We start from the raw sequence: 9,797 nt of genomic DNA on the forward strand, positions 1-9,797 counted from the left end.
TTAATGTTTAAAAATTAGTTTTACACTAAATTTCAAATCCAAAATGATCAAATTTATCTTTAGCAAACCCCAGATTAAATTTAGCTCTTACCAAATTTAACCAACTAAATTTTTATCAATCTCTACAATTCTTAAAAAAGCTTTTCTGGCACTTTTTTTAGCCTGCTCACTTAGCCCCTCCTCAAAATCAAGGACATTTTCAAGCAAGACACTAATGCCAAGAAAAAGCGTCTTTGGACAAATTTTACGCAAATAGCTTAAAAGCACCGGCGTTGGGAGGTTGTGGGTTGAGTAGATGTAGTCTCTATCGTCACTTAGATCAAAAAACTCTATCTTATCCTCATCAAAGCCACTCATCGCATCGACTACTATCAAAATGTCAGGCGCAAATTCTCTAATAGCTGAAAATTCATTCTCAGGCACATCTTGCCCAAAAAAGACCTTCCACTCTTTTAGCTCAGTTTCTACGATGCGGCCGACTTCATTGCCAACATCATCATCGCCACGCATAGGATTACCGATGCAAAGGATGGCCTTTTTCATCAAAAGTCCTTCCTAAGCACGATATATCCCTCTTTTAAATTTGCCAAAATTTCTTTAAGCTTACACTCACAAAGCTGTGGCAAGAGTCTAGCGATATGCTCAGCAAAAATTTCAACTTCAAAATACTTGCTTAAATTTCCGATCTTAAATTTCACATATTCGCCTGAGTTTTTGATCATCTCGTCGAATTCCTCATCGCTTAGCTCTAAGACCTTCTCGCTAAAATCAATCGTACCAACGCCGTGTCCCACGCAAGTGGAGAAAATTTTTATCTCCTTTAGCTCGCGTGGAAGCTTCTCGTTGTCGTCCATATGCCTTTTTGTAAGCTTATAAACTTGTATCATCTTTTACTCCAAACCTCACTATCAACATCAATCGCAAAATTTTTACCAGCTTTTGCATATTTTAGATAGACATCGTTGTGTAAAAGTGCCATACACTCAGCATATCTAGGATCATCTTCTTTTTTGATAGCTGCTATAACCGCTTCACGTGCAAGCTCTGGGTTGTGGATATCGCTTGAAGCTTTGATAGCGTCCATATATTTTTCAAATAGTGTTCTACCAAAGATATAACTCATCAGCCTTTTACTTTCAGCATGCAAGTCACGTTCAAACAAGATATCGCCCATTACTGACTTTTTAACTGGAGGAGGCGTAGTGCTATCATTTTCGTAGCTTTTTTTGTGTAGCTTTTGATCAATGATGCCAAGAGCCATACCTAGACCATAAATAACACTTGCTGGGTGTGGAGGGCAGCCTGGGATATAGACATCAACTGGTATGATCTTATCTATACCGCCCCAAACACTGTAAGCGTCATGGAAAATTCCGCCAGTACTTCCACAAGCACCAAAAGCAACTACGATCTTAGGATCTGGAGCTGCTTCATAAGCACGAAGAAGTGGGTAGTACATCTGTCTTGTGACTGGTCCTGAGCAAAGCAAGATATCAGCGTGTCTTGGGTTTGCTACAAGCTTAAAGCCAAAGCGCTCTGGATCCCACATCGGAGTGATAGCAGCGAAAATTTCGATCTCACAACCGTTGCAGCTTCCGCAGTCGATCCTATAAACGCTAAAGCTTCTTTTGATATTTTTTAAATGCTCTAGCTTTGCAGTTAGGTCATTTGCTGTTTTTATGTCCTCTGGGACTTGATATAGACTCATTTTATAGCCTCCTCAACGCCTTTTGTTAGCCTCTCAGCAGATTGATTTTTCTTGCACTCTGGGCAGATAAAAAGATACTCTTTTGCCTCTTCAAGTCTGCCTGGGAGTAAATTTGCTGTGCCAAGCTTTTCAAGGGTGAAATTTATAAGCCTTTTTGGCGTAAATGGCTTGCCGCAGCATTTGCAAGTTTGCATCTCAAGCTCGCCTCTTTGGATAAGAGCGCTCTTGTCAAATTTAACCGCAAGCTCAAAGCTATCGCTAAGTCTTACGGCTCCAGTTGGGCAAACCTCATCGCAGCGACCGCAGAATATGCAGCGACCACAGTCAAACTGCCAAACAAGCCTTGTTTGCTCATCGTTCATCTTAAGCTCTATTGCGTTACTAGGGCAAGCGATACCGCAAGCTGCACAACCTATACAAAGATCGTATGTATAGTCTGGCTGACCGCGGAAATTCTCAGGCACAATATATGGCTCAAATGGATAGGCGTATGTCGCCTTTCCATATTTTTCTGTGATGTCAAATAACTTCATCATCTTAAATCCTTCTTACTAACCCCGCCATCTTGACAGAATTTTTTAAGGTCTTTTTCTGTTAAAATTTTACTTTTTTTAGTCCTTACATCAACCAAAGTAACACGCTCAGTGCATGAGTAGCAAGGGTCAAGTGAGCAAACGATAAGTGCAGCGTCACTTATATTGTTTCCTCTAAATTGATACCTTAGGCTTGGCCAGTTGTTATATGTCGCAGCCCTACATCTCCAGCGATATACTTTTTGAGCGCTACCTTGCATGATCCAGTGGACGTTCTCACCGCGTGGTGCTTCGTCGTGACCAAGTGCGAAATTCTCAGGCTTGATCATAGTCACAGGATCAATCATGATCGGAGTTTGAGGCATCATCTCAAAGCATTGGCGGATGATGTGGATAGAGCTTTTTAGCTCTTTATATCTAACCATCTCACGAGCAAAAACGTCGCAACCATGCTCAACTGCTACTTCAAATTCTATCTGTTTGAAGAAGTCGTATGGATGATCGTAGCGGTTATCACGTTTGAAGCCAGAGCCTCTCATGTTTGGACCAACTGGGCTAAAGTCACGTGCGATTTGGCGGTCCAAGATACCTACACCTTTCCAGCGTCCGATTTGGCGTTTATCTTCCAAAACTGCATCCCAAATTTCTGAAATTTGAATGTCAAGTTTGTTGATGATCTCTAAGCCTTTTTTGATCTCATGGTTTGTCATATCACGTCTTAAGCCACCCATAACAACGTTGCCGTATGTTTTACGTCCGCCAGTTACAAGTTGAGCTAGCTCCATAGAGTACTCACGCACCCTAAAGATATGCATGAAAGCATTGTAGTTACCAGTAACCTCACAAGCTAGACCGATATTTAAAAGGTGGCTGTGAAGACGCTCGATCTCAAGACAGATGACGCGTATAGCTTGAGCTCTTAGTGGGATTTCAAGCTTGATAGCTTTTTCTGCTGCTTCGATACACGCAATAGCGTGAGCATAACCACAAATTCCGCAAACACGCTCTGCAAGATAGCCCATTTGATCATAGTTCATTCTGTTTTCAGCTAGCTTCTCCATACCGCGGTGTTGATAGAACAAACGATAATCAGCATCGATGATCTCGTCGCCGTCGCAGAAAAGTCTAAAGTGACCTGGCTCATCAGATGTAACGTGTAGTGGTCCAAGTGGCACATCAACTACTGCATCACCTGTTGGGAATAAAAACTCCGCATCAGGCTCATCTCTATGATCTACTGGATCAGGGCGGTAGCGGTAGTCCATAGCATCTTTTCTAAGTGGGTGAAGTCCGTCTGGCCAGTCATCACTTAAAACTAGACGTCTTTTATCAGGCAGACCCTCAGCTACTAAACCAAACATATCATAAGCTTCTCTTTCATACCAAACACAAGCTGGCACGAGCGGAGTAACTGACGGGAATGTCGGATCGCTTCCTGGGATAAGAGTTTTAACTGTGATAAAGCACTTATCCTCAGCTGCAAAGTCGTCCGCCTCAGTCATCTTGCTACCTTCCATTGAGATAGCATAGTAAAGCGCATAGCAGCCATTTATCTGACGCTCGTCGTTTGGTATCATAGTGCTTATAAAGCCACCGATATCATAATAAAGTGTTTTAACAGCTAGTGGAAGATCGTTTCTATCAACCAAAACCGTGATCTGATCGTCTGCTTGACGAGTTACTTCTAAAATTTTTACCTTTGTTTTTAGGATTTCAACAAATTTATCGCCTCTCATTTTAAAGCTCCCATCATTATATTAACACCGTTATTTACTAGCGTATAAAAGCTATCTACGTGCCATACGCCAAAGATTATGATAAGGGCACAGAGTGCTATAAGAGGTAAATTTTCAAATAAACTCATCTCTTTATTATGAACAACCACACCTTTTGGCTCGCCAAAGCTTGCCATGTTAAAGTGCGCAAAGTCAGCTATGAAAATAACTGCAAGTGCAATAGCAAATAGCGCAACTGCGATGTATTGACCACTTGTGATAGCTCCAACAAAGACGTTATATTCGCTAACAAATATAGCAAATGCTGGAACACCAACTAGTGAGCATACAGCTGCACCAAACATAATAGTTGTAATAGGTGCGATCTTAACCATGCCGCCCATCTTACTCATATCTTTGTGGCCGTAAATTCTTGCTATGTTACCTGTTGAGCAGAAAGCCAAAGCTTTTGTGAAGCTGTGAGCTAAGCAGTGGAATATCGCTGCAAATAGACCAAATTTACCGCCAACACCAAGTGCAAATGCGATAACACCCATGTGAACGATTGAGTGGTATGCAAACATTCTTTTTACGTTGTGTTGTCTTATTAGGAAAAATCCTGCTACAAAAAGTGTGATAGTTCCTGATACGATCATTACGCCTTCAACAAAGCTAAATCCAACTGCTTGAGCTGTGATAGCGTAGTATCTTAAAAGTGCAAGCATCGCACATTTTAAAAGTACACCTGATAGCAATGCTGAGATAGGTGCTGGACCTTCAGCGTGAACGTCTGGCAACCAAGTGTGAGTTGGAGCAAGACCAGCTTTTGTACCAAAACCAATTAGCGCAAATACAAAGATAAGTTTTGCAGCATCTGGATTTAGGTTTTTAGCATTTTCCATTATGCTTGAAAACTGCATAGAAGCCTCACCATCTCCTAATGTGCTATATGTAGCTGAGTATAGAAGAACAGTTGCATAAAGAGCAAATGCTAGACCGATTGAGCAAAGAACGATGTATTTATAACCACTCTCTGTTGATTTTTGATCTTTATGAATAGCAACCAAAAATACAGAAGCTAGTGTAGTAGCCTCGATAGCTGCCCACATAAACGCAACGTTGTTGCAAATAACACTTAAAGTCATTGTAAAGATAAATACATGGCTTAGTGCGTAGTATTTTTTAAGATCACTTAAGTGAATGTGTCCATCTTCAAGTTCCCATCTCATATAGTGGATAGAGTAGAAATTTACTATAAATCCAGTTACGGCGATAAGCACCAAGAAAACACAGCCTAAGCTATCTAAGAATAAAAATTTATCAAAACTATAAAAAGTTCCGCCACTTAAAACTTTAAGAACATTGTTAAGTAAAGCCACTGATGTCGCAGCAGAAAACAAGACATGAAGTCCGCTAAGTACTGCATAGCTTTTAGGACTTAAAAACAAGATCAAAGCACCAAGGAGCGGTATGATAAGTATTAAAGCTAAACTATCCATCTCTAACCCCTTAAATTTGAAGCTTTAGAAGTATCTAAGCTATCATAAGCTTTATAAAATCTAATCGCTAGAACGCTCATGATAATAACAGCAAATATCGCATCTGTTAAAATTCCAAGCTCAACTAGCTCATGTGAGTTGTAAGCCATTAGAGCAAGGCTTAGGTGGATACCATTTTCAAACAAGCAATAAGCTAGAATTTGTTTTATAAATGAGTTTCTTAGCATAAAGCCAAAAATTCCCATCATAAAGACTGTTCCAGCAGCGATTAGCATAATCTCTTCTTTGATAAGAGAGAATTTTAAAAATATAGGGTGGATACTCATTGAAAGAGCTAGAGAAAATCCCATAGCAATAACAGGGCTTACAAAAAATCCACCAACTGGCTCATCTTCGCTAACTACGCCAAGTTTTTTGATAAGCCAGAACAAAATTCCTGGCACGAAAAGAACTTTGGTAAAAAACGCAACGATCGCCCAAGTTTTTAGCTGCTCAGCGTTAAATTTCTCAGATAGTAAGAAAAATATACTAACTAAAAGTAGCGTCTCTATCGCATAAGCGATGATTGAGAGTTTCAAGCTTCTAAGGCCAAAAATTGCAAGCGAAGTTACGATCATACAAATGGCTAATATATCTAGTGTTTGCATCTCACGCTCCTACTACATAAAGTGTTAGTGCAACAAACGAAATAGCAAGTGCACCAAGAGCATTTTTGCGTAAAGATGAAGTCATTTTAAAGCGTGGTCCAAAGTTGTCTATAAATACAGCTGCGACGTAAAATACTCCAGTTTTTATCACAAAAACGATAATAGCTAAGAAAGGATTGCTAAAATTCCATGGCTCAAATATGCTTAGGAAAAGTCCGATCATAGCAAACTGTTTTAATATAAGTGATGCTTGAACTAAGCCAAGGTCGCTACCAGCATACTCACCAAGAACACCCTCTTGAAGCTCTTGTTCTGCTTCAGCTAAGTCAAATGGCTTTCTACCAGTCTCAACATACATACACCACAAAAATGCGATAGAAGCAACGGCAAAACTTGGAATTTGATATCCGATAACGCCAGTTCTTACCATCTCTTGGATCTCAACTAAATTTGATGTTTTAGCTGCAAGCATAACTACGATTAAGCACATAATCATAACTGGCTCAACATAAACACCAAGCATTTGCTCCCTGCCGCCACCTGTTGCTGCAAATGGGTTGCCGCTATCCATTGAAGCTGCACCAAATACAAATCTAAGTAGCGCACCAAGATAGAGGATAACAAATATATCTGAATATGCTCCAAATACAGTGTCTTTGCTATAAGTGATAGGTATAGCAGCTAGCACTGCAGCTGAAGTTGCAAAAAGGAAAAATGGAGCCCATCTAAATACCCAGTGAGAGCACTCAGGGACGGTTCTTCCTCTTCTAAAAAGCTTTATAATGTCGCGATATGTTTGAAAGAAATCGCTACCTTGTTTTGATTGAAGTTTAGCTCTAAGTTTTCTTGCCATACCATCAAACAAAGGAGCTACCAAAACGATAACGACTACTTGAAATATCATTAAAAGTATAGTTTGCATTTTCGTCTCCTAAACTAAAAAGTAGCCCACAGCAAGTATGACACAAAGATATAGCAAGATATAAAGTGCATATACATTTGTATAACCACTTTGAACGATACCTAGCTTATCAGCAAATTTCACACACCATTTAATGACTGGCTCATAAAACATTCCCCACCAAATATCTTTTGGATGGTTGTGATACTCAACCGCGTCAAAATAATTTCTAGTAACTACTTTTTTATCAGCTCTAAATAGCCATTGCATAATTTTTCTAAGGTCGCCAGTGAATGGACCACCTGTCATTTGCATACGTGAGCTATATTTAAAGCCGCATGCCCAAGGATCAGTCTCGCGTGGTTTATCTCTGTTTGCTTTCATAACAGCAAGGATGATAAATGGCAAAATCATAGTCGCACATAGAACTAGGGCGATAAGTGGAGTTGAGATCATGCTACCCATAGGTGAAGTTACGTTTATAGCACCAAGGCTAGCTTTATAGTCACTTATAGCGATAGAATTTACAGCTTGCATGATGTAATCAACTATGTAGTTTGCGCCAAGACCAAAGCCAACGCAGCCTATCATTAGGATGATCATACCAAGAACCATTCCTATCGGACTCTCTTTAGCATTTTCCCAAATTTTTTGATCTCTTGGAGTGCCTGCAAAGATAACAGCGTAAAGTTTAAGGTGCATACCAACCAAAACGCCTGTTAGCGCAAGAGCTACGACGCCAAGTGTAAATGCGTATCTAACTAATGTTCCTTCTCCCATCGCGCCTTGAAGCATACCTTGATATGTAAACCACTCTGAAACAAAGCCATTTACTGGAGGTAAAGCTGCGATACCCATGATACCTATAAACATACCAAGGCTTGTCCATGGCATCTTTTTAGCAAGACCACCAAGGATATCCATATTTTGTGTATGAGTAGCGTGGATAACTGAACCAGCGCAAAGAAAAAGCAGACCTTTAAATATAGCGTGATTGACTACGTGGTAGCAACCTGCTAGAAAACCTACTGCTGCAAGTGTTAAATTTCCAGCTGCAACGCCGTAAATACCAGTACCAAGACCTAGCAAGATAATGCCTATGTTCTCAACTGAGTGGTAAGCAAGCAAGGCTTTGAAGTCGTGTTGGCAAAGAGCGTATAAAACACCAAATAGTGAGCTAGCTGCACCAAGAGCGAGTATTGTAAGACCAAAATATGTGCTAAGTGGTAGGTAAAGTGTAAATTTAACTAGTGTAAATAGAGCAACTTTAATCATAACGCCTGACATAAGGGCTGAAACGTTTGATGGTGCTGCTGGGTGAGCTTGTGGAAGCCAAACGTGGAATGGCCACATACCAGCCTTACTACCAAAGCCAACCAAGAATAGTACAAATACAGCAGCAGAAGCGCCAAATGGCATCTTAACACCCATAAATGCGCTAAATTCAAAGCTTCCTGCATAGTAAGCTGTGATAAGCAAGCCACAGGTTATACAAAATGCACCGATTTGTGCGATACCAAGATATACCATAACCGCTTTAAGTGTATTTTTACCGTCATTGACGATGATAAGAAATGATGATACAAGAGTCATAAGCTCCCATAAAACAACAAAGCAAAATACATTATCAGCACTGATTACTAGAAGCATTGAAAGGATAAATGTGTTAAACAAACATGCAAACACACCAACATTTGCTTTTTTTATGTACTCTTCTGCATAGCTCATACCATAAACACTACTTGCAAATCCGATGAAAACAACGACAAAGCTGAAGAAATTTCCAAGTGGATTTAGTGCAAATTTTGGCGAATACAAAAAGCCATCCATAAGAGCAAAGCTATCACTTACTCCCATATTTGCAACGAAGTGACACATCGCATAAAAGCAGCTTATAGCACTTAGTCCAAAACCAACTTTAACAGCGGCTTTTGGAGCGCAGTAGAGCAAGATACTAACGACGGCACTTACAAGAAATAGCATATAAACCGTAGTCATCTTATGCTCCTTGTCCGTTTAAAATTTTAGTAGCAAATTTATTCGCTGCTTCGTAGTCTATCCTCTTGCCAAGCTTATGTTTGCCCTCTTCTGGATCTACCATTATAAGAGCACTTGTTGGGCATACATCAACGCAAGCTGGTCCATTTTCACGGCCAAAGCACATATCACATTTAACTGCGATGTTTTTTGCGCCTGATTGTGACTCTACTTCAAGATAGTATTTTGGCTCGACAGCGTAATTTACTGAAGGCATAAGCTCTGCACTTGAGCTTATCGCACCATAAGGGCAAGCGATCGTGCACATCTTGCAACCTATACAAATTTCCTCGTGAAGCTCGATGCAATTATCGTTAAATCGCAACGCTCCAGTTGGGCATACATTTGCGCAAGGGCCATCGTCGCATTGTCTGCACTGAGTCGGCATAACACCGCTAGCTTCTCTTAAGACGCTTAGCCTTGCACGTGATAGTTTGCCGCGTTCATAAGCACTTTTAAAACATGCAGCCATACAGGTCGCACATCCTATGCAGCGTTTAGAATCGGCAATCACAAATTTATGTTTTTTCATAAATTCCTCCTAAAAAACAAGGCAAGACCGCCCTGCTCACTAATAGAGTGATTGTTAATCACATGAATAGAGATAGTTAAATTTTTATTTAACATCTCAAACGCTCCTTCCTGAAATTTTTGAAACAATTCTATAACTTCTAGCGATTAAATTCCGTCAGCTATCTGACAAATTTTGTATTTTTGAAATCTAATTTTTATTTTATATTAGTTTAAGATATGCTAT

General features: G+C 40.0%; 10 protein-coding genes. All 10 read right to left on the minus strand.

Translation table 11 applies throughout. The features are described from left to right. Window positions 1-96 precede the first annotated feature (96 nt). Genes CYP26_RS07570 through CYP26_RS07615 form a run of 10 tightly spaced genes read right to left on the minus strand, consistent with a single transcriptional unit; the run spans window position 97 to window position 9,572 of the window. Entirely contained in the window at window positions 97-543 is a 447-nt protein-coding gene (locus CYP26_RS07570; protein WP_021087517.1) for a hydrogenase 3 maturation endopeptidase HyCI, read from the minus strand. After that, window positions 543-887, minus strand: a complete 345-nt coding sequence (locus CYP26_RS07575) for a formate hydrogenlyase maturation HycH family protein (protein ID WP_012001185.1) — start codon at window positions 885-887, stop codon at window positions 543-545. Before CYP26_RS07575 ends, CYP26_RS07570 begins: the two co-directional genes overlap by 1 nt. Next, on the minus strand, window positions 884-1,708 hold the full coding sequence (locus CYP26_RS07580; RefSeq protein WP_103567767.1) for an NADH-quinone oxidoreductase subunit B family protein: 825 nt from the start codon (window positions 1,706-1,708) through the stop codon (window positions 884-886). Before CYP26_RS07580 ends, CYP26_RS07575 begins: the two co-directional genes overlap by 4 nt. Beyond that, the gene (locus CYP26_RS07585) at window positions 1,705-2,244 is read right to left on the minus strand and encodes a formate hydrogenlyase complex iron-sulfur subunit (protein WP_002939210.1); all 540 of its coding nucleotides are present in this window, start codon (window positions 2,242-2,244) and stop codon (window positions 1,705-1,707) included. The genes CYP26_RS07580 and CYP26_RS07585 overlap by 4 nt, the downstream gene beginning before the upstream one ends. Continuing rightward, window positions 2,241-3,977 carry an NADH-quinone oxidoreductase subunit C gene (locus tag CYP26_RS07590; RefSeq protein WP_009294856.1) on the minus strand — a complete coding sequence of 579 codons (1,737 nt, stop codon included), beginning with the start codon at window positions 3,975-3,977 and terminating at the stop codon, window positions 2,241-2,243. Before CYP26_RS07590 ends, CYP26_RS07585 begins: the two co-directional genes overlap by 4 nt. Beyond that, complete coding sequence (locus CYP26_RS07595) at window positions 3,974-5,455, minus strand: hydrogenase 4 subunit F (protein WP_103630968.1); 1,482 nt, start codon at window positions 5,453-5,455, stop codon at window positions 3,974-3,976. Before CYP26_RS07595 ends, CYP26_RS07590 begins: the two co-directional genes overlap by 4 nt. Window positions 5,456-5,457: 2 nt before the next feature. Beyond that, window positions 5,458-6,102, minus strand: coding sequence for a hydrogenase 4 membrane subunit (gene hyfE / locus CYP26_RS07600; RefSeq protein ID WP_103630969.1), 645 nt, complete (start codon window positions 6,100-6,102; stop codon window positions 5,458-5,460). A gap of 1 nt (window position 6,103) precedes the next feature. Beyond that, a complete protein-coding gene (locus tag CYP26_RS07605; protein WP_002939300.1) occupies window positions 6,104-7,024 on the minus strand; it encodes a respiratory chain complex I subunit 1 family protein in 921 nt (306 codons plus the stop codon). A gap of 9 nt (window positions 7,025-7,033) precedes the next feature. Continuing rightward, window positions 7,034-9,001 (minus strand): proton-conducting transporter membrane subunit, encoded by a 1,968-nt coding sequence (locus CYP26_RS07610; protein WP_002939304.1) that lies wholly within the window; start codon window positions 8,999-9,001, stop codon window positions 7,034-7,036. A gap of 1 nt (window position 9,002) precedes the next feature. After that, window positions 9,003-9,572: a 4Fe-4S dicluster domain-containing protein gene (locus tag CYP26_RS07615; protein WP_002939266.1), complete on the minus strand. Its 570-nt coding sequence runs from the start codon at window positions 9,570-9,572 to the stop codon at window positions 9,003-9,005. Between the last annotated feature and the right edge of the window lie 225 nt (window positions 9,573-9,797).

It is taken from the genome of Campylobacter concisus (assembly GCF_002913225.1).
Taxonomy (GTDB): domain Bacteria; phylum Campylobacterota; class Campylobacteria; order Campylobacterales; family Campylobacteraceae; genus Campylobacter_A; species Campylobacter_A concisus_J.

Coding starts and splice junctions, on each gene's coding strand:
- CYP26_RS07570 (WP_021087517.1), bottom strand. CDS start 543: ATGAAAAAGGCCATCCTTTGCATCGGTAATCCTATGCGTGGCGATGAT.
- CYP26_RS07575 (WP_012001185.1), bottom strand. CDS start 887: ATGATACAAGTTTATAAGCTTACAAAAAGGCATATGGACGACAACGAG.
- CYP26_RS07580 (WP_103567767.1), bottom strand. CDS start 1,708: ATGAGTCTATATCAAGTCCCAGAGGACATAAAAACAGCAAATGACCTA.
- CYP26_RS07585 (WP_002939210.1), bottom strand. CDS start 2,244: ATGATGAAGTTATTTGACATCACAGAAAAATATGGAAAGGCGACATAC.
- CYP26_RS07590 (WP_009294856.1), bottom strand. CDS start 3,977: ATGAGAGGCGATAAATTTGTTGAAATCCTAAAAACAAAGGTAAAAATT.
- CYP26_RS07595 (WP_103630968.1), bottom strand. CDS start 5,455: ATGGATAGTTTAGCTTTAATACTTATCATACCGCTCCTTGGTGCTTTG.
- hyfE (WP_103630969.1), bottom strand. CDS start 6,102: ATGCAAACACTAGATATATTAGCCATTTGTATGATCGTAACTTCGCTT.
- CYP26_RS07605 (WP_002939300.1), bottom strand. CDS start 7,024: ATGCAAACTATACTTTTAATGATATTTCAAGTAGTCGTTATCGTTTTG.
- CYP26_RS07610 (WP_002939304.1), bottom strand. CDS start 9,001: ATGACTACGGTTTATATGCTATTTCTTGTAAGTGCCGTCGTTAGTATC.
- CYP26_RS07615 (WP_002939266.1), bottom strand. CDS start 9,572: ATGAAAAAACATAAATTTGTGATTGCCGATTCTAAACGCTGCATAGGA.